A 17,345-nucleotide genomic window follows, 5' to 3' on the forward strand; every position below is an offset into this window, starting at 1 on the left:
CTGGCCGCGTTCCGCGAAGTCGCTCGGCAGCGAATACAAGCCCGCCACGGCGGCAGACTGAAGCAGCGCGATGTCCCCGCGCCCGCGGCATCCCGAACCCCAGTTTCTAAATATGGGTTCTTTTGGCGATTGTTCTCCGCGGGACGGACCCCGCCGCCAGAGGCGTAACGACTCTTTTCCGCCTCGCGATTCCTCGGCGAGAGGTATCCGCCCGCACGGCCGCCGCGGTCGCGCGACCCAGTTAGATATCGTATAAGGCATCACCCCTATCTGGCTAAGCGCTTTTCAAGGAGGGATCGTGATGGCTGAGGTAGCCGAGCAGCTCGAGAAGCTCAACAGCTTCATCGACAAGGCATTACAGAAACCGATGAGCTATCTGCTGCTATCCGAGAAAGAGGTGGGGAAGCTCGTCACCGAGAGAACATCCAAGTTGGAAGAGTTCGGAAGAGCGCTCGATGGGGATTTAGGTCGTGCCTTTGTTGGAGCCGCCGACATCAGCCGCGCTATCGAGCAACTACTAAAGGTCTTTGTAAAGGGCATCGACGAAGTTCTGGAGCTCCGAAAATATACGGACGCGGACCTGTTTGCTTTTGCCCACGGTAAGCTGCGACGGTTGCAGGATTCATCAGAGGAATCCGCTCAAATGCCGTTAGAGTGGCGACGAGAAAGCAATGAGGTTGAGCAGCAGGTTGCTCACATGTTGGCTGCTGATCCTCAGTTAGGCCAAGACCCTAAGCGGTTTGCCATTCTGCTCGAACAGACCTTTGCAACTGACCAAGGACTCCAGATTACTTCGGCCAAATTTGCGGCCGCCAGTTTGATACAAACTAAGAATTACCTTGGCTCATTGCGGGGCCTGGCAGAGTTCTCGGTTGTCAACGGACTGATTTGCCGGGGGATGTTTTGCCGGGTCATACTGCAAGGGCAGGGTGGTCAGCATGCCGCTTCAGAGAAAGCAGCCTATTTTCACGACAAAGCTGGCGATGTGTTCCTGGAGGTCATTACGAGCTGCATACCTTTCATTGGTGAGTACATAACGAAGTTCAAGCTTGCGCTGGATCTTGCCATCAGGGCGATGTCGGAGGGAGCGGTCCTACGCGAAGCCGCCGAGAATCTACGAAAGCACACTGAAATAGCGCAATCGTTCATCACTGTTTACACCCTCGCTTTGATGACCTGGGTCGAATGGGCCCATAAGATCGTTGAGCACCAGAATAATCTGTTTCAAGACTTCTATGCTGAGGCGCTGGGCAAGACTTGAGGTGGTCCTTATCAGCCGGACAATTTGGCGTCTTGGCTAACCTTGGTTCTCATTCGCCCACCATCGTCTGGTGAATACCATGTTTGGCGGCCAACTGCGCCGTCACTGTCTCGAGGAACGATGCCGCAGCCGGAACATCCCGTTCTGGCCGCGGCATCTTGAGAATCTGGAGTTTGGTCTGATGGAGCGACGGATACGGTCGCTTCATAACATCTCCCCGTTCTTCGCCCGGTAGCTGACATGCGCTCGAAAACGATCAAGATCCAACTGGGTGAGGGCGCCGTTTCCGGATTGGCATCGAGAATGGCCTGCCGTGCCGTGCCGTGGCTGTGCGCCTTTCTTGTGCCTCAAGTTCGGCTAGGTCTGTGATGCCGAACCGATTGCGAAGGGCCCCACTCGGAAGGACGTAAGGGTCACTCACAGGGCGCGAAGCGGTAAGCCGTATCCGGTAGCTTGGGTTCAGGTTCCATCGCGCAGCGCATCAAGTTCTCGTCGGTCATAGTCTCTTCTGCCCAGTCGGCGAGAAGCTGCTTCATGTCACCGATGACCGTTTGCCCCTCCATAACGGTCGAAGCGATGTAAGCGTCCGGCGTCGGACGTGTAGCGCGGTTGCTGAGAAGGCCCCATGCTTTGCGTAGCTGGAGACTCCTTTTGTAGCTCCATAAGGAGGTCTGCGTGCCCGACGTCGAAATCGTTGACCCTGCATGCCACCGATGCCGCGGCATATCTGTCCATCCGGCCCCCGCACACTAGAAGCCGCTCAACCTTCCGCCGCTACAATGCTCACGCAGGTATGCTGTGCACCTGGGTTTTCTTGCTCTCAAGACGCCAAGCGAGGACTTTGTGATCTTCACCAGCCGCATCGCGCACGGCCTCTATCGCCTTGGCTACGCTGCATCCTTCCGCCCGCAAGATTGCCTTCACCTCGGCAACGATCCGCATGGGACGGTCGACACCACCTAACCACAGCGAGATCTCGTGGATGCGGCCTCCTTTTTTAAGATGCTCGACTGCCCAAGCGGCTTGCTCGCTCTCCGATGCACAGTTGAAGAGTTTTACAGCCATCCTACCTCGCAATGATCTCATCTTCGGCCGGTCTGCAGGTGCACAACGAACTTCCTAAGTGCAAATCTGCACGACACTGCTGGAGCAGAGTGGGCAGCCATGTCAAGGCCAGACCGACCACGGGGCTGGCCGTTCGCTTACGAAGCGATTGCAAGCCGCCTGTTGATCAGGGAATGTCATTAGTCTCAACCGCAGCCGTCCGGCTTGGAGATGATCTCCTTTACGCGGTTAGACAGGGCATCGAGGGTAAAAGGCTTCATCACGACGTGCATGTCGTGAGCAAGGTGCCCGTGGCTCACCACGGCGTTTTCAGCGTAGCCGGTGATGAACAGCACGCGGAGTGCGGGACGTTTGAGCCGGGCCGCGTCAGCCAACTGGCGTCCATTGAGACCGTGTGGAAGGCCGACGTCAGTGATGAGCAAATCAACCGGAACGTTTGAGTTTAGGATTTTAAGCGCACTTGTAGCATCGGCTGCCTCGACGACCGAATAGCCTAGCTCCGTTAGCACCTCGACGATGATAATCCGAACGGAAGATTCATCATCGACGATCAACACCGTTTGCCCAGCCTCCCCATGGGGCATATCCACCACCGAGATGTTCAGTTCTTCAACCGCGTCGGCCGCTTCATGGTGGCGGGGGAGATACAGGCAAACCATGGTGCCCTTGTCGACCTCCGAGTAGATCCGAATTTGGCCGCCAGACTGCCGAACGAAACCGTAAACCATCGAGAGGCCGAGGCCTGTGCCCTCGCCGGTCGGTTTGGTCGTGTAAAACGGATCGAACGCGCGGGTGACCACATCGGGCGGCATGCCCGAGCCGTTGTCGCTCACACACAGCGAGACGTATTGGCCCGGCGGCACGTCCCGTTCCTGTGCCCCACGGATGTCCAGCCAGCGATTGGCTGTCTCAATGGACAGCTTGCCGCCGTCCGGCATGGCGTCGCGGGCATTGATGCACAAGTTCAGCAAAGCGTTTTCAAGCTGGGGAGGGTCGATAAAGACGGGCCATAGACCCCCGGCCGCGGCGACTTCGATCTGGATGTTTATGCCGACCGTGCGGCGAACCATGTCCTCCATGCCCGCCACAAGCCGGTTCAAATCAGATGGTTTGGGATCAAGCGTCTGGCGGCGCGAAAACGCCAAGAGCCGGTGCGTCAGTATCGTCGCGCGCTTCGCCGCTCCCTGGGCCATGGTGATATAGCGGTCCAGATCGTTGATCCGTCCCTGCGACATCCGGGTCTGCAAAAGTTCCAAACTGCCGGTAATACTGGTGAGCAGGTTGTTGAAGTCATGGGCGAGGCCTCCAGTCAGCTGCCCGATAGCTTCCATTTTCTGAGACTGAATCAGTGTGGCTTGCATTTCCTCCATTGCGGCCACCCGCTGCGCAATCGCCTCTTCCAACGCGACATTCGCGGCCTCGCTGGAGAATAGCTTGGCGGCTTCAATCGCTTTGTCCTGTCGATGGGCAATTTCTGTGGCGACTTCGCGAGAGGTTGATTCATCGAGGCATTGTTGCATTTCATCGAGCGCCTGGCGCAGGCGAGCAATTTCAGCCGCCTGTTCGGCCTCCCGTATCGAACCTGATCCGTCACTTGTCACGCCAAACCAATCCCCAAAAAAGGGCTCGCTGAAGCAAAAAAGAGCGACGCTTTCCGCACGCTACGTCGGTGACTCAACGCATCGTCGGCGTTAGGGCAGCACTTCTCATCCGAGGGCGCGGCTCACATTAACGAGCGTGCTGGTGACGGCCCACTTCCAACGGGATCACTTTCCTGCCGACGCGGCCATGCTATGGTCCGTCAAGCGACAGCAAGATCGGCTGTCCGAGCGAACGGCTATATTCCTGCTGATCAGGGCCGGATCCTTGGCTCTTTCCTGCCATAGGTCTGCGTAGACCGTGACCACACCCCTGCGCTGGAGTTCCGGCATCAGTTCATGCGTAAGGAACGTCGATTTTCCCGTACGCCGAGGCCCCGCCAGGAATAGTCCGGATGAAACGTCCTCTGGCCCGTTTCCAACAAGATCCGCGTCAATCTGCTGGGTCAGCCTCTCTCGAGGAAAGAAAAACTCTTCCATTACAATTTTCTAAAAGGTGGCTCTGAAAAAATATATGAATTATACATACACCTCAATATTTGTCGTTCGAGTGACATCGCGCCCTGGAGAAATGTCACATGGTCACCACTCTCCCCCGCATGACGAGTGATTTTTCAGACGTGATGATTGATTCAGAACGCTGCCGCCGCCCCAGAGCGCAGGGCCAGCGTCAGCGGTAACCCTCTTGGCCTTGTCCACGTATTCAAAGCCGATACGAACTCGGAGATGACCGGTTTCGGCGCTCTCGTCAGGAGGCCGTGCACGATCGCCAACCGATAGCTTATCCGAGTGGCCCGGTCACGGTGGCCAAACCCGACGCGGCTCGCCGCGGACAACGACCTCAACAGGCGCGCCACGAGCGCTCCTACGACCTATCGTACGAGCACTCTCAGTATCGGTGACCGGCATCGGCGGTGGCGGCATCGCGTCCATGCACAAATTCGATCATACCGCCGTCAGATCCCGCAATGTGCGGCCGCCGACGCGCTTACGGATCACCTAGACGCCAAGCGTGTCTTCCAAGTGCTGGACCAGCGATTGGCCCGGTTTGGACTCACCCTCCATCCCGACAAGTCGCGGTTCATCGACTTCCGCTTTCGGCGTCCGGATGGCCTGTGCCACCCCGCGGCGAGCGGGACCACGTTCGACTTCCTGGGCTTTACCGACGTGTGGGGAAAATCCCGGAACGGAAAGAATGTGGTGCGCCAGGTGACAGCAAAGGGACGGTTCGCCCGTGCCCCGGCGGCGGTCAGTGAGCGGTGCCAGCGTAACCGGCATCAGTCAATCCGGCAGCAGCACGAACACCTGTCTGCGATGCTGCGTGGTCACTACGGCTACTATGGCAATACCGGCAACGGACGTCGGCTCCGGTGGTATCTCCATCAGGTCGAGCGGATCTGGAAGAAGTGGCTATCGCGTCGAGGGCGACACGGAAATTTCCGCTGGGACCGTCTGCGCGAACTACTGAGCCGCCACCCCCTGCCGCCAGCTCGGATCATCCACCAATACACCGCCCTGAGCGAAGCTCTCCCGTGAAGAGCCGGGTGCGGGAAATCTGCACGTCCGGGTCTGTGAGGGGTGGGGGCGGCAACGTCCCCACCTACTCGGCAAAAAGCCAGTTGCGGTGGCTGGTTCGCCGCGGCGGTTGCCACTTGGCCGAACCCGGCATAGCCGTCCACCTGAAGCAACCCATGGAATCCCTTCAGATAGACTGCCGGATGCTCGCCCTTGCGGTCTTCGCTGTAGACGTAGGCCGCGGCTGGATGGCCTGGTCCAAGGACGATTGTCGGTGGCATAGCACCATAGCCGCGCGGTTTTGGTGCGGCCCCGGCCCGGGTCGGCACCGGCAGGGTGGTATCGTCGGCAACAACCTTCACCATCCACATCCTTGCTGTTGTCGCCGAGCACAAGCGGGAGATGATCCCTGCCCGCACGAAAGCCGCGCTTGCTCAGGTCAAGGCCCAGGGCAAACGGCGTGGCAATCCCCGCCCCTCGAAGCGCTCAAGCTCGCCAACGCCGCCAAGGCAACCGAGAAGCCTGTGCAGCGCGTCCTCGATCTCATCACTGCCTGGCAGGCACAGGGCAAAAGATTGGGCGAGATGGCTCGCGAACTGAACCGGCTCAACATCCGTGCCCCGCGCGGCTGCCAGTGGCATGCCTGCACGTATGCGGGCGCAGCTTCTGGCGGAGCAACGTCATGAGTGCTACGACCCTCTGCCGGATCTACCAACCTCGCTCCTCGACATGTCGCCGATCAGCCCTGGTCCGCCGCTCTGGGAGTTTTGGAAGAACGTGACCTCCGTCACGGCTTCTCCTCCACCCGGCCCCGTTCGATGTCGAAGTGGAAGACGTCTGCCGGGCGTAATGTCCGGCAGGATCGAAGTTCTGCTGCGCCTTACGGACCGCGGCTAGGCTGAGCTCAGCGAAGAGAGGCTCTTCCTTCCCGTCCCGCGCGGTGGCCACCACCATGCCGGTCGGATCGACGATCATGGTTCCCCCAAGGAAGATGGCCTCGACGCTCTGCGCTTGCAGGTCGGGATGGAATTCAAAGTCCGCCGGGATATCCGCCAATGAGAGCAGGCCGAAGCAGGCGAGCGACCAGACCCGTCTTTCCATCGCCGCGAAGCAGACGACATCTCGGCATATGGCCGAATTGCCGGGCCGGAGGCTAAAATGGATGTCCTCACCGCCCCGATACATCGCGCAACGGGTGCAGCCGCACCGCGGAAAGTGGAGGTGGAAACAGAGCGCCTCTAGCTGTCGACCGGTTCAATAACCTTTTGGAAGCATACCGATTTGGTATCGCGGTAGCCCAAGTGCTCATAAAATTGCTTCACCGAGGTATTGTCTTCCCGGACAAGAAGCTGCACCTTCCAAACTCCTCGGTCCGTCAACCATTTCTCGGTCGCATGCATCATAGCCCGACCATATCCGCCGCCTTGATGCTTTGGATCGGCTGCGACGTAATACACCCAGCCACGATGCCCATCCTCGCCAACCATAGCGGTCGCCACGATCCGATCGGACAGGTGGGCCACCAGTACCGTTGAATGTGGGTTGCGGCGGGCAAAGGCAAGATCGCGGACAGGGTCGTTCCACGGGCGAGCAACGCCGGACGCATGCCAGATGGCAATGACCTGCTCCGCATCCTCATCCACCATTTCACGTATCGCAGCCTCAATCGACATCTTTGCATCACCCCAAGTATTGTTTTTGCCACCAGGACGATCGTCTGTAAGGCAACAGATGAGAGTTTAGATTCTAGGGATAGGTGTAGGCGCGTGCAATAGGTGTTCGTTCCTCGCGCAACGCACGGAGCACAGGTTTGATACGGAACCGCTTGGCTCGTCCAATACCGAGATTGCTTTGGCTGATCAAAGGGCACGTGATTGTTCGAGGCGCGGCCTATACCAGCCGACCGGCGGAACCGGGGCCGTCTCCACTGACTGACCGTCCATTGCCGTATCCCGCGTTCCCGCGGACCGCGCATGTATCGCCGAGACCCTTCCTCAGGCTCCGGCCTCAATCAGATCCACCAGATCGTCAGAACGGCGAGAATAACAGTGGCGGTAAAGTTCCTTGCCAGTTGGTCGTATCGGGTGGCCACGCGTCGCCAGTCCTTGAGACGCGAGAATGCCCGTTCGATGAGGTTGCGTCCTTTGGACCTTTGGCACCCCGCAAGATCGTCGGAGCCAAACCCATTCGCCCCGCAGACGAGCCGCTTGGCGATATATCCGCTTTCGCGAACCGGTCTTGCTTTGTCGATGACCGGGATGGGTCGGAAGCGGAATGGCGGGCCTCGGAAAAAAAGCTGGAAAGCGGACATTAGCGCCCAGGATCGCTATGATGAATCCCGACCCTGTTCAGAATGTTTGCACCGACGCAAAGACTGCACCAGACGCGCACCCTTCGCGCGTCCACGCCTGCGCGGTTTGCAACAAAGGCCGCCTGAACTCTGGCAAACAAGGGGGGGGGCGGAGCCGCTGGCTATCTTAACGGCACACGCCCCCGAGCAAGAGAGGCCCTGGGTTCTGGGAGCTCTTCGGGCTAGCTCCATCGGCTACCTCGGCGAACCACGGCAGACCAACCATAGTTGAATTTGCAGGCGCACAAGCCCTTCCCGAAATTCGCCAGCGACGTAACCTACAGCTCCCATTGGGCAATGCGACCTAACGGTTACATTTTTCTTTGTAACTTATAGGTTGCATTTTCTATTGGGAGTTATAGGTTACATATAGCGCCTAGGGAGAGTGGGAAAGCGAAGGATGGAGATCAAATCGCCCCGAGAATTGGGGCAACTCATCAGAAGCTACCGCGTGGAGCGGCGGATGACCCAGGAAGGTTTGGCGGCAGCCGTGGGTGCGAGCCGAAAGTGGGTTTCCGAAGCGGAGGCCGGGAAGCCGACAGCGGAGATCGGACGCATTTTTCGAGCCTTGGCCGTTCTCGGCGTGACAATTGGAATCCTGCAGGAGGCCGGGAAGGCATCTTCGGGCGGGGAGCACGAAGAGATCCCTGACGTCGGCGAGGTGCTGTCTGCCTATAGGGGTAAGACATGAGGCTGCATGTCCCAATTGACCGCCGGGGGATGGGTGTGATCGACGCGTCTGCGACACCGAGGCAGAATCAATCCCATCGATCACGACGGCGGTCGCCAGGCTATGAACTCCACTAGGCGGGGCGGTGCAAATTGGCTCCGAAGTGAGACTTCAGTGTCGACGCGGCGACTCAAGGCGAGCGATTTTGCCATCTTTTCGAAACCGACAGGCTCGACAGCATAGATGGTCGTAGCAGGCGACAACGTGTCAGCCACGAGCGCACAGCCAGATGTCAATCCTCCACCTGAACAGGGCACCAGCAGTGAATCAAGAACGGCACCCATTGCCGCCGCCTGATGCATGATTTCTCGGCCATAGAATCAGAAATATTAATGATTATAATGGTTTGGTAACAGGGCTCCGTCGAGAAAAGGACGACCATCGGACACAAAGCTGCCCGGAGAAGTGCTCCAGACTAAACTCGGTTTAATCCCTCAGACTAAACTTCATATCTGTATTCCGACTAAATGCCCGCCATCCGGTGGTGCGTACCCTTCTCCGCTCGTTTGATGCGTAGGTTGAAGCCTTCGATCTGGTTTGTGTTGTTGTTGTCCTCGTCAGCGTAGTGCTTGTCGTGGTCGACATGCGCGGAAACTGGCACCACCACCAAAACCGCCGACGGCAGCATTCCAGAAGCCTGGCGGCTTCGCCTCGTGCCCGGCCAGCATGGAGATGCATGTCCTCAAGTCGTCAAACCGCCAGGACGCTGCGTCCGTATCTCCAGGCGTGGATCCGGCTACGAAGGCAGCCACCTGTCGCCGGTCAGCGAACTCGGCTCCAGAAGCAGCGCGGCGATGAGCTCGATGATGACGCGACGGTGTTGAACGGCTCTGCCCTCGGCCGCATAGGCCGTCTCCCATCCGTGCTATGTGTGACGCTCGCTCTCAGAAGCTCGAGGAACAGGTCACGTGGCGTGTAAGCAAGCCAAAGGCATTTTGAGTTGCGGGCTCTTGATCGCAACCTTGTTCATCGCTGGCTGCGACAGAGACAAATGTCAAACAACAGCCGTGCCTGAGCAATATGCCGATATACGCAAGGCTGCTGAAATGAGCATACGTTCCGGCGCGAAGGAGCCTGACGCCGTGCAATTCCGCGGCGTCAGGGTATGGCCGCAGGCAATCGAGAATACCTTTGCCGTGTGCGGTCAGAGCAATGTGTTCGGCGCCAATAGCGTGACCTACGTGCTGTTCGTTGCAGTCGTCACCCGCGACGGCTTGGCCCAAGATCCGGGGCGCCGTTCTTCGGTCGAGACCGTGGTAGGCAGTACGACATCGGAGGCGACCAAGGCCTATATCGAAACGCTTTCGCGATGCTTCGATGGCGGCGGACCGAAACCCCTGCCGCACAACAGCATCACTCCGGTTCCGATCCTGCCTGACAACATGGGGGCGCCCCAACGTGCGGTCACCGTGCCGGTGGCACCGACATCACCTCCACCGCCTGCCGGTCAGCCCGTGGTAGCACCTCCGACACCTGGACTTGTCCAGGGCGACGTTGTCATGGCGCAGAACGGCAACATCCACTCCTCGCCGCAGGGGCCCGTCATCGGTGTCGAGCACGTGGGCACCGAGCTACATGTCTTCTCCGAAGCGCGAGGTGGGTGGCTGCAAGTTGGTGTTGGGAACACAGAGCCAATCGGCTGGGTATACGAGAGCCTGGTCCGGCGGCACTGAAGGCACCACGAAGAACCGGTTCCTTGGCTTTGGCGAACTCCGCCATGCCGGTGCCGTTCTCACCGGCCGCCAGAACCGCGCACAACGCGATTATCAGCAGATCGTGGAAGTCGTGTACACGTTCGACGGTCCGCTTTCGGGAGCGCCCCATTGTGGTAGGTCGGCGACCGGGTCGGGTGGAAACCGGACATACGTACCTCTGCACAGTGATTTTGACCGGTTGCCCACAATAGTTATCCTGGGCTGCCAAGCCTAATTCCGGGGAGTTCGGGTTTAATCGGATGACGGCTGCGGGTGACCGTGCAGCCGGTATAGGATATCGCGATGATAACCGTCCATAACCGAAATCAGCTCACATTGGGACGACAGCTTCGTCAATTCCGCCGCCTGCGTGGTATGAAGCAGGATCACATCGCCGATCTGCTGGGTGTCTCGCAGGGGCTGGTGTCTCGCTGGGAGGCGGGGTTGCACACGCCATCACCGGCCCTGTGCCATCGGCTCGAAAGACTGCTCGGCAGCGACGCTGATCCGGCAACCGATACGGCGCTGCGCCGATTGATCGAAAACGCAACAGAACCGGTCCATCTCATCTGCGACGCATCCCACGTATTACTGGCGGCATCGCCTGCCCGAGAATCGGAATGGGGCTCCTGGGCAACGCCATTTATCGGTACGTCCCTCTGGCGTTTCGCCACCACGGAGATCGTGGCGAGTGAGGAGCGGCTATCCGATCGTGGCTGGTTCGAGGATACGGATCCAGGACAATTGCTTATCGAGACCGGCGGGAATGGAAGCCGCGAGATGCGTATCCTGCCGAGCACGTTGAGATGGGAGCGTATTGCCCTGGCTGGCGGCCGGATCGGTCGACTCGTAACGACGATCGCCTTCGCCTGAACCCGAATAATTCATTCGTGGCTGTCGCCCGCGCCCCGTGATAGCCGCACTCCCATGACCGAAGACCGTCTTGACCGCCAGTTGACGTTCCTGATTGAGATCGATGCGCTGAAATCGGTCACACGACAGTCCGTGTTGGCCAACCGCAGCCGCCACGAGAATTCCGCTGAGCATTCCTGGCATCTTGCTATGTTCGCATTGGTGCTCAGCGAAGCCGATCCGGCACTCGACGTCGCGAAGATCGTCGCGATGCTTTTGATCCACGACATTGTTGAGATCGACGCTGGCGATGCGCCGATCCACGCCGCCTACGATGCCGCCGCACTCTTGCAGGCCGAGGAGGCCGCGGCAAAGCGCATCTTCGGGCTTCTGCCTGAGACACAGCAGGAGATATTTCTGTCCATCTGGCGAGAATTCGAGGCTGCCGAAACGGCGGAGGCACGATTTGCAAAAGCGGTCGACCGGCTTCAACCCCTCCTGCTTAATACGCTGACCGATGGCGGCACGTGGGCGTCGAACGGAGTGACTGAAGATCAAGTCTACGACCGATATGGGCCGACCATTGAACGTGGCTCCCCGGCCTTATGGTCGCGCGCCCGGGCCCTCGTTCGCCAGCACTTCGCCGCTGCGGAGGATTAGCGGCCGTTCGGCGACCGAAGTGCGGAGATACGAACCGCCCTCCAACCCGTCGAATCCTCTGTGCAGCGGTACTAGTTCCGCTCAACCGACGAGCAACTCCCGACAACCAAGGTCGTCGACGGTCAAAAAATACGTTCAAGGTCATTCCACCAGATTACCGGCGGGATTTTTGCTGCTTCTAGCCATACAGGGTTTGTGATCTGCCATAGCACTGATAGCCGGTAGTCGCGCTGGGTTACGTTGTCTTTTTCCGCCTCCTTGCCACCGCGGGAGCGACGAATACCTCTCTCGTGACCCTGCTTATCCCTGTCACCGCCGTGCTGCTAGGCAGCATGATCCTGGGCGAGACACTTTCCGTCGATCAGGTGGTTGGCATGTCGTTGATCGCCTTGGGTCTGATAGCTATCGACGGGCGGGCACTGAACTGGGCGTGCAACCTCCCAACACCGGGTCGTAATCCGGCACGGGTATGCTCACGCCGCCGGAATATCTCGCGGAGAAGGAAGACGACCCGGGGCTGACCAACATCCGCACTACCGGGTCTCCTCAATGGCGCACCTGGCGTGGAAATGGCTTGCCCTGCCGGTGAGGGCCTGTAGAGTTGGTCATCGAACTCTGTCAATGATTGTGCGGTGTAAGAGACAGATGACACTCGACGTAGCCTTGCTCAGAGCCGACACACCTGGCGTGGCGAATGTTCTGCATTTCAACAATGCGGGCGCTGCCTTGCAGCCCCGACAGGTGCTTGACGCAGTCACTGGTCACCTCGCGCGAGAGGCCGCCATAGGGGGTTATGAGGCGGCAGCCGAAATGGCTGACCGCGTCGACGATGTCTACGATGCTGTCGCTACTCTGATTGGCGCACGACGAAACGAAATTGCCTTTGTTGAGAGCGCCACCCGCGCCTGGGACATGGCCTTCTACGCCATTCCGTTTCGGGTCGGTGACCGCATCATCACGGCGCGGTCTGAATATCTATCGAACTTACTTGCGTTTGTCCAGGTGAAGGCCAGAACGGGCATCGAGATCGATGTGATCGATAAAGATGCGTCAGGTCAACTTGACATCGCGGCTTTAGAGCGCGCGATCGGATCGCGCACACGGCTGATTGCCATCACACATGTACCGACGCACACCGGACTGGTAAATCCCGTGGCGGAAGTCGGTCAGATCGCCGCGCGGCACGGCATTCTTTACCTGCTTGATGCTTGCCAGTCTGTTGGCCAGCTCGCGCTCGATGTCGGGCGGATCGGCTGCCACATGCTCTCGGCGACGGGGCGTAAGTATTTGCGCGCTCCGCGCGGAACCGGATTCCTGTACGTGCGTCACGACGTGATCGAGAGCCTCGAGCCACCCTTCATCGATCTGCAGGCAGCGTCGTGGGCTGACGATGAGAGTGCTGATAAATACATCTTTCGCGAAGATGCTCGTCGCTTCGAGGCCTGGGAGCGTTCCGTGGCTGGACAGATCGGTCTGGCCGTTGCCACCCGGTATGCATTGAACGTAGGCATCGATGCGATCGAGGCTCGAGTCAAAATGCTGGCAAAACTGCTCAGAAGTGAACTGGCGAGGCAGCCCGGAATCAGCGTGCATGACCGCGGAGCAGAGCTGTGCGGCATCGTCACGTTCCACAAGGACGGCGAAGCGGCGGCCGAAACCTGCAGCCGACTCCGCTCCATGAAGATCAACACTCACCAATCCCATATATCGCGGCTCGATCCGCTGACCAACGGACTTAGCGCAGTCGTGCGCGCGAGTGTGCACTACTACAACCACGAATCGGAGATTGAACGTTTCGTTCAGGCCGTCGGCGACCTCCCTAACTCTGGCAGAGGAACTTGAACCGGCTACTTCAGGCTCGCCGCTCATGCCCGTTGATGGGAAGGCGCGATCTGATAGTGGTTGCTCGGTCGGGTCATCCCCCTCGCATCCGCTTTGAGTGGTTAGCGGGCGTTCGAGACGGTGCTATTTGAAGACCTTGAGCGGATGGAACGAACGGAAGTCAACATGCGCATCAGTTCGGAGCGGCTAGTGCTGCGGCCCTGGATAGCGGCGGATCGGCAGCCCTTTGCCGATATGTCGGCCGATCGAGAGGTCATGGAATATCTGATGCCGCTTTCACCCCACGATGCATCCGGTGGCTGGATCGATCGTCAGCTGGAACATCTCCAGGAGCACGGGATGTGTTTTTGGGCCGTTGAAAGGAAATCCGACCAATCGTTTGTAGGCGCCGTAGGATTGTTACCTGTCAGCTATACGGCTCACTTCACACCTGCCGTTGAGATTGGCTGGCGTATCGCGCGAGCACATTGGGGAAAAGGTTACGCACCCGAAGCCGCTCGTGCTGCAATCCGCTTCGGGTTTGAGGAGCTAGACCTATCGGAGATCGTTGCAAACACCGTCGCGGAGAACGTGAAGTCGAGGCGAGTTATGGCAAAATTGGAGATGACCCGAGATGCTAGCGACGACTTCGACCATCCACGAATACCTGAGGGTCATTCATTGCGTCGTCAGGTGCTTTACCGGCTAACTCAGAAGCAGTGGCGTTCACTGGCCCCCTGATGAGTTCGTCGAGGACGTCTCAGACCCGCGCGGCTGCATGGGTAGGAAACGGATCGGACAGCGATTGTCCGATAAGGGCGGGGATCGGTCTGGGCTCGATGCGACTCGTTTGGTCTGCATCGACGGGACCTCGGTCAAGACCGGCATTATGGATCAGTTGCCACCTTGGCCTGATGAACCGCGGGGCGGGGGCATTTGCAGACGGCATCAAGCTTGGCGCTCGCAACGCTCAGAGGGTGACGGAGCCTTCCCCAGTCTGTTCGTCTTGGTGTAAGATTTGATGCAAGAGTCCCATTTAAGGTGACTTTTGTGGATAGTTTTACCTTGGATAATCACGCCTTGTTGAGGTAAAAAAGTGCGCGAAAGTCGCTCTGGAACAGATTCTCGTGCCTGATTTTACACTACGCTCACTTCCTCCGATGCATGCCAAGCTGATCCTGACCCTGACCGAGCGGGGGCAAGACGAGGTGACGCGCGAGGAGGCCGCCGAAATCCTCGGCTCAACGCCTTCCAACATCAGGAATCTGCTGAGCCATCTGACGGCCAAGGGCTGGCTCGAACGCCTGGGCGACGGCCGATACCTAGTCGTTCCTCCAGCCTACGGGGCCGAGCCCACTGGAGATTACAACGTGCTGGCCTTGGCATCCGCCTCGGTCCCGAAAGGCTATGTGGGTTGGTGGAATGCCGCTTCACTCCATGGCTTCACCACCCAGGTACCGAACGCCGTCACGATGGCGACGCTGCGGCGCCACAGGCCCCGCGTCCTGGCGGGGAGCGAGGTGAGGTACGTCCCGGTGTCTCCGGAGAAGTTCTTCGGTTTCGAGAAACGCCAAGTTCTCGGACGGTCGGTGACCGTCTCCGACAAGGAGAAGACCGTCGCGGACTGTGTTGATCGGCCGGATCTCTGCGGGGGGCCGAGCGAGGTCTGCCGCATCGTTTGGGGAGCGTCCTTCGACATCGATTGGGAGAGACTAGTCGATTACGTCAGTCGGATCGGCTCCATCTCGCTCATCCAGCGCCTAGGGTTCGTCTGCGATCTCGTAGAGGCGACCGTGCCGCCGCCTATCCGCGACAAGCTGCGTGAGACAGTGAAGGCAGGGTACCGATCGCATTTCGGTCCCCGCGAGAAGGTCGAGGGGGTCATCGGCTTCGTCCCAGACTGGGGCATTTCCGTCAGCTTGACGAAACAGCAACTGCTGGGAGACGTGCCCAGGAAAAGGGAGATTGCACCTTGATCAGCCAAGCTTAACTTCAACGACAGGCTCGTCAGGCCGGATTGCAGGCCATCAATTTCTTCGAGATCGAGGCTACCAGGACCGCAGCGCGAGGCGGCGACATTCGGGTGACTCATCTTCGGATCGGACAGGATGTAGACAGGCAGTATCAGGCTATCCTGGCCGGGGCAGCCGCGGAGTGTCGCGGTTCTTACAACTCTGGCGACAGCGCAATAGCCCGCCGATACCCTTCAGGCAGGGCATCGGCGGGCAACGCATCCAACGGCCACCACTGCATCCGCTGGTGTTCGTGGCTGATCGCCAGCGGCTCATCTCCCTGGCGGAAAACGGTATAGGCCACGATAAATACATACCGCCCCGGCAAGACCTCGAACATCCAGGCATCCAGGAGAGCCCCAATCTGCACCACTGCCCTCAGTTCCTCCTGAAACTCGCGAGTGAGGCAATTCTGCGGGGTTTCGCCAAGCTCCAAACGGCCGCCCGGCAGCTCCCATTCGTCGCGCTCGTTCTCGAGCAACACCACGGCGTTGTCTTCGATCAGCACGCCTTTCACTGACACCGGAAACCGCACGTCTTTTCCGTTCTCCTAGCGATACCAGTTACTACGAATTGTGCGACATCGCCCTTTTCGCTCGTCTTCCAAATGTAGACGATTGCTCCGATGACTACTACAGGACCCGGGTGCAAAGAAGGAACGGATCGAAGGCAACCCTGATCCGAAGCACATCTCCACGTCGTATGTCGAAAGGCAAAACCTCAACCTCCGCATGGGGATGCGCCGCTTCACTCGGTTAACGAATGCATTCAACAAGAGTGCAGAAGCCCACTATAATATGATTGCTTTGTATGTGATTTTTCACAATTTCTGCCGGGATCATAAGACCCTGCGGATGACGGTATCCGATATCGGGGACCTGATCGAAGCGCGGGAGGAGCCGCCGAAGAAGCGGGGTTCCTAGAAGCCTCGCCAGCCAAAAATCGCCTCATAGCTTAGGTCTTATCGGGCGCTTCCATCACCCTTATCCGCTGCTCAATCGCTTCGATCAGGCGTGTGATCTCCGCCAACAGTGCGGCATCGGTATTCATAATAGATAGTTTGCGCAGCCGCGCAATTTCGGCTCGCAACGAATGGACGTGTTCCATCAACGGCTCTCGGTTGCCCTATTTGGTTGTGGCATTTTTCATATCCATGGACAAATCCTGGCTATCGATCGCATCGGCGAGAGCGCGCCAACGCGATGCAATATAAAGCAACGTATCCCGCGCGCTGGATAATACCGCGTCTGACGCTTGGCGGTCACACTCGTCCGCTTGCAGTCGATATTCTTGTGGTGTTTGCAATGTCACGTCAGTCGCCTCCGTCTCGTACGAGCGGGAGCGCTGGAGCGTCTCTCAGCCGTCAGCGCCCGAAGAACGAGCCGACGATGGGATGACCGTGGGCGTCGTGGGACGCGAAAGCAAACTTCATAGCTTAAGCATCATTCAATTTCAAAATGCGTCACTATCGATTGAGGCCGTTTTCCAGGCAGCGGACGCATCGGCAAATGTGGGTTGAACTCGAACGTCGTGTGACTTGAAAATTCAGGAAATGGTCATATATGATGTGTTAAGACGGTAAATCAATCATATATGGATTGTTGATATGGGTTCGCCCAAAGTGAGGCCAACCCTTGAAAGGCTAGGCCTGGATATTCGAAACGCACGTCTTCGGCGTGGTATCACGGTCTCGGATCTTGCAGTGCGTGCTGGGAGTTCACCCAGTTCCATTGCACGCCTTGAGAAGGGTGATCCCGGCGTCGCCATTGGCACGCTTGCCGATGTCC

General features: G+C 58.6%; 23 protein-coding genes and 2 pseudogenes. 13 read left to right on the plus strand and 12 right to left on the minus strand.

Features of this window, described 5'->3' with window-relative positions; all coding sequences use genetic code 11:
• Positions 1–301 precede the first annotated feature (301 nt).
• Complete coding sequence (locus GSQ89_RS37295) at positions 302–1,261, plus strand: hypothetical protein (RefSeq protein ID WP_158933171.1); 960 nt, start codon at positions 302–304, stop codon at positions 1,259–1,261.
• Between the two features lie 49 nt (positions 1,262–1,310).
• On the opposite strand, the gene GSQ89_RS37300 is transcribed toward GSQ89_RS37295, so the two are convergent.
• From GSQ89_RS37300 to GSQ89_RS37310, 3 genes are all read right to left on the minus strand, one after another.
• Complete coding sequence (locus GSQ89_RS37300) at positions 1,311–1,469, minus strand: hypothetical protein (RefSeq protein WP_158933172.1); 159 nt, start codon at positions 1,467–1,469, stop codon at positions 1,311–1,313.
• Between the two features lie 575 nt (positions 1,470–2,044).
• Complete coding sequence (locus GSQ89_RS37305) at positions 2,045–2,326, minus strand: hypothetical protein (RefSeq protein WP_158933173.1); 282 nt, start codon at positions 2,324–2,326, stop codon at positions 2,045–2,047.
• A gap of 185 nt (positions 2,327–2,511) precedes the next feature.
• On the minus strand, positions 2,512–3,927 hold the full coding sequence (locus GSQ89_RS37310) for an ATP-binding protein (protein WP_254073559.1): 1,416 nt from the start codon (positions 3,925–3,927) through the stop codon (positions 2,512–2,514).
• Positions 3,928–4,962: 1,035 nt separating this feature from the next.
• Between GSQ89_RS37310 and GSQ89_RS39695 the strand changes: the two genes are divergently transcribed.
• A complete protein-coding gene (locus tag GSQ89_RS39695; protein ID WP_254073571.1) occupies positions 4,963–5,460 on the plus strand; it encodes a hypothetical protein in 498 nt (165 codons plus the stop codon).
• Positions 5,461–5,543: 83 nt separating this feature from the next.
• Here the strand turns inward: GSQ89_RS39695 and GSQ89_RS39700 are convergent.
• Positions 5,544–5,810: pseudogene (locus GSQ89_RS39700) on the minus strand (transposase); the annotation flags it as partial.
• Between GSQ89_RS39700 and GSQ89_RS40480 the strand changes: the two are divergent.
• A complete protein-coding gene (locus GSQ89_RS40480; RefSeq protein WP_371734336.1) occupies positions 5,776–6,039 on the plus strand; it encodes a recombinase family protein in 264 nt (87 codons plus the stop codon). The pseudogene GSQ89_RS39700 and the gene GSQ89_RS40480 sit on opposite strands and share 35 nt — an antisense overlap.
• Before the next feature lie 108 nt (positions 6,040–6,147).
• On the opposite strand, the gene GSQ89_RS37325 is transcribed toward GSQ89_RS40480, so the two are convergent.
• The 3 genes and pseudogenes from GSQ89_RS37325 to GSQ89_RS39705 all read right to left on the minus strand — a co-directional run.
• A complete protein-coding gene (locus tag GSQ89_RS37325; RefSeq protein WP_158933175.1) occupies positions 6,148–6,540 on the minus strand; it encodes a hypothetical protein in 393 nt (130 codons plus the stop codon).
• A 137-nt stretch (positions 6,541–6,677) separates the two neighbouring features.
• On the minus strand, positions 6,678–7,112 hold the full coding sequence (locus GSQ89_RS37330) for a GNAT family acetyltransferase (protein WP_158933176.1): 435 nt from the start codon (positions 7,110–7,112) through the stop codon (positions 6,678–6,680).
• 338 nt (positions 7,113–7,450) lie between these two features.
• Positions 7,451–7,579 (minus strand): annotated as a pseudogene (locus GSQ89_RS39705) (IS5/IS1182 family transposase); the annotation flags it as partial.
• 610 nt (positions 7,580–8,189) lie between these two features.
• On the opposite strand from GSQ89_RS39705, the gene GSQ89_RS37340 reads away from it, so the two are divergent.
• Positions 8,190–8,480 (plus strand): helix-turn-helix domain-containing protein, encoded by a 291-nt coding sequence (locus tag GSQ89_RS37340; protein ID WP_158933178.1) that lies wholly within the window; start codon positions 8,190–8,192, stop codon positions 8,478–8,480.
• Between the two features lie 80 nt (positions 8,481–8,560).
• Here the strand turns inward: GSQ89_RS37340 and GSQ89_RS40485 are convergent, their stop codons facing one another.
• Positions 8,561–8,821, minus strand: coding sequence for a pyridoxal-phosphate dependent enzyme (locus tag GSQ89_RS40485; RefSeq protein WP_158933179.1), 261 nt, complete (start codon positions 8,819–8,821; stop codon positions 8,561–8,563).
• A 161-nt stretch (positions 8,822–8,982) separates the two neighbouring features.
• The gene (locus tag GSQ89_RS37350) at positions 8,983–9,147 is read right to left on the minus strand and encodes a transposase (protein ID WP_158933180.1); all 165 of its coding nucleotides are present in this window, start codon (positions 9,145–9,147) and stop codon (positions 8,983–8,985) included.
• A gap of 280 nt (positions 9,148–9,427) precedes the next feature.
• Between GSQ89_RS37350 and GSQ89_RS37355 the strand changes: the two genes are divergently transcribed.
• The 7 genes from GSQ89_RS37355 to GSQ89_RS37385 all read left to right on the plus strand — a co-directional run bounded on the left by GSQ89_RS37355 (position 9,428) and on the right by GSQ89_RS37385 (position 15,522).
• Positions 9,428–10,192: an SH3 domain-containing protein gene (locus GSQ89_RS37355; RefSeq protein ID WP_158933181.1), complete on the plus strand. Its 765-nt coding sequence runs from the start codon at positions 9,428–9,430 to the stop codon at positions 10,190–10,192.
• Between the two features lie 324 nt (positions 10,193–10,516).
• Entirely contained in the window at positions 10,517–11,086 is a 570-nt protein-coding gene (locus tag GSQ89_RS37360; RefSeq protein WP_158933182.1) for a helix-turn-helix transcriptional regulator, read from the plus strand.
• Positions 11,087–11,140: 54 nt separating this feature from the next.
• Positions 11,141–11,725: an HD family hydrolase gene (locus GSQ89_RS37365; protein WP_158933183.1), complete on the plus strand. Its 585-nt coding sequence runs from the start codon at positions 11,141–11,143 to the stop codon at positions 11,723–11,725.
• Positions 11,726–11,955: 230 nt separating this feature from the next.
• Entirely contained in the window at positions 11,956–12,246 is a 291-nt protein-coding gene (locus GSQ89_RS37370; protein WP_158933271.1) for a DMT family transporter, read from the plus strand.
• 124 nt (positions 12,247–12,370) lie between these two features.
• Positions 12,371–13,567 (plus strand): aminotransferase class V-fold PLP-dependent enzyme, encoded by a 1,197-nt coding sequence (locus GSQ89_RS37375; protein WP_158933184.1) that lies wholly within the window; start codon positions 12,371–12,373, stop codon positions 13,565–13,567.
• A gap of 165 nt (positions 13,568–13,732) precedes the next feature.
• A complete protein-coding gene (locus GSQ89_RS37380; protein WP_158933185.1) occupies positions 13,733–14,287 on the plus strand; it encodes a GNAT family N-acetyltransferase in 555 nt (184 codons plus the stop codon).
• Positions 14,288–14,706: 419 nt separating this feature from the next.
• Positions 14,707–15,522, plus strand: coding sequence for a type IV toxin-antitoxin system AbiEi family antitoxin domain-containing protein (locus GSQ89_RS37385; protein WP_158933186.1), 816 nt, complete (start codon positions 14,707–14,709; stop codon positions 15,520–15,522).
• 190 nt (positions 15,523–15,712) lie between these two features.
• Here GSQ89_RS37385 and GSQ89_RS37390 read toward each other — a convergent pair whose 3' ends face one another.
• Positions 15,713–16,093 (minus strand): NUDIX domain-containing protein, encoded by a 381-nt coding sequence (locus GSQ89_RS37390; RefSeq protein WP_158933187.1) that lies wholly within the window; start codon positions 16,091–16,093, stop codon positions 15,713–15,715.
• A 154-nt stretch (positions 16,094–16,247) separates the two neighbouring features.
• On the opposite strand from GSQ89_RS37390, the gene GSQ89_RS39710 reads away from it, so the two are divergent.
• Positions 16,248–16,481 (plus strand): IS1 family transposase, encoded by a 234-nt coding sequence (locus tag GSQ89_RS39710; protein WP_371734340.1) that lies wholly within the window; start codon positions 16,248–16,250, stop codon positions 16,479–16,481.
• A gap of 31 nt (positions 16,482–16,512) precedes the next feature.
• Here GSQ89_RS39710 and GSQ89_RS37400 read toward each other — a convergent pair whose 3' ends face one another.
• On the minus strand, positions 16,513–16,665 hold the full coding sequence (locus tag GSQ89_RS37400) for a hypothetical protein (protein ID WP_158933188.1): 153 nt from the start codon (positions 16,663–16,665) through the stop codon (positions 16,513–16,515).
• An 18-nt stretch (positions 16,666–16,683) separates the two neighbouring features.
• Positions 16,684–16,869 (minus strand): hypothetical protein, encoded by a 186-nt coding sequence (locus GSQ89_RS37405; RefSeq protein WP_158933189.1) that lies wholly within the window; start codon positions 16,867–16,869, stop codon positions 16,684–16,686.
• 295 nt (positions 16,870–17,164) lie between these two features.
• On the opposite strand from GSQ89_RS37405, the gene GSQ89_RS37410 reads away from it, so the two are divergent.
• On the plus strand, positions 17,165–17,345 hold a 181-nt coding region (locus tag GSQ89_RS37410), incomplete at its 3' end, for a helix-turn-helix transcriptional regulator (RefSeq protein ID WP_158933273.1).

It is taken from the genome of Acidisphaera sp. S103, assembly GCF_009765975.1.
In the GTDB taxonomy this organism is placed as follows: Bacteria; Pseudomonadota; Alphaproteobacteria; order Acetobacterales; family Acetobacteraceae; genus Rhodopila.

What these genes read in the sequence shown, in the direction of transcription:
- GSQ89_RS37295 (WP_158933171.1), top strand. Translation starts at nt 302, where the DNA reads ATGGCTGAGGTAGCCGAGCAGCTCGAGAAGCTCAACAGCTTCATCGAC.
- GSQ89_RS37300 (WP_158933172.1), bottom strand. Translation starts at nt 1,469, where the DNA reads ATGAAGCGACCGTATCCGTCGCTCCATCAGACCAAACTCCAGATTCTC.
- GSQ89_RS37305 (WP_158933173.1), bottom strand. Translation starts at nt 2,326, where the DNA reads ATGGCTGTAAAACTCTTCAACTGTGCATCGGAGAGCGAGCAAGCCGCT.
- GSQ89_RS37325 (WP_158933175.1), bottom strand. Translation starts at nt 6,540, where the DNA reads ATGGAAAGACGGGTCTGGTCGCTCGCCTGCTTCGGCCTGCTCTCATTG.
- GSQ89_RS37330 (WP_158933176.1), bottom strand. Translation starts at nt 7,112, where the DNA reads ATGTCGATTGAGGCTGCGATACGTGAAATGGTGGATGAGGATGCGGAG.
- GSQ89_RS37340 (WP_158933178.1), top strand. Translation starts at nt 8,190, where the DNA reads ATGGAGATCAAATCGCCCCGAGAATTGGGGCAACTCATCAGAAGCTAC.
- GSQ89_RS40485 (WP_158933179.1), bottom strand. Translation starts at nt 8,821, where the DNA reads ATGCATCAGGCGGCGGCAATGGGTGCCGTTCTTGATTCACTGCTGGTG.
- GSQ89_RS37350 (WP_158933180.1), bottom strand. Translation starts at nt 9,147, where the DNA reads ATGCTGCCGTCGGCGGTTTTGGTGGTGGTGCCAGTTTCCGCGCATGTC.
- GSQ89_RS37360 (WP_158933182.1), top strand. Translation starts at nt 10,517, where the DNA reads ATGATAACCGTCCATAACCGAAATCAGCTCACATTGGGACGACAGCTT.
- GSQ89_RS37365 (WP_158933183.1), top strand. Translation starts at nt 11,141, where the DNA reads ATGACCGAAGACCGTCTTGACCGCCAGTTGACGTTCCTGATTGAGATC.
- GSQ89_RS37375 (WP_158933184.1), top strand. Translation starts at nt 12,371, where the DNA reads ATGACACTCGACGTAGCCTTGCTCAGAGCCGACACACCTGGCGTGGCG.
- GSQ89_RS37380 (WP_158933185.1), top strand. Translation starts at nt 13,733, where the DNA reads ATGCGCATCAGTTCGGAGCGGCTAGTGCTGCGGCCCTGGATAGCGGCG.
- GSQ89_RS37385 (WP_158933186.1), top strand. Translation starts at nt 14,707, where the DNA reads ATGCATGCCAAGCTGATCCTGACCCTGACCGAGCGGGGGCAAGACGAG.
- GSQ89_RS37400 (WP_158933188.1), bottom strand. Translation starts at nt 16,665, where the DNA reads ATGGAACACGTCCATTCGTTGCGAGCCGAAATTGCGCGGCTGCGCAAA.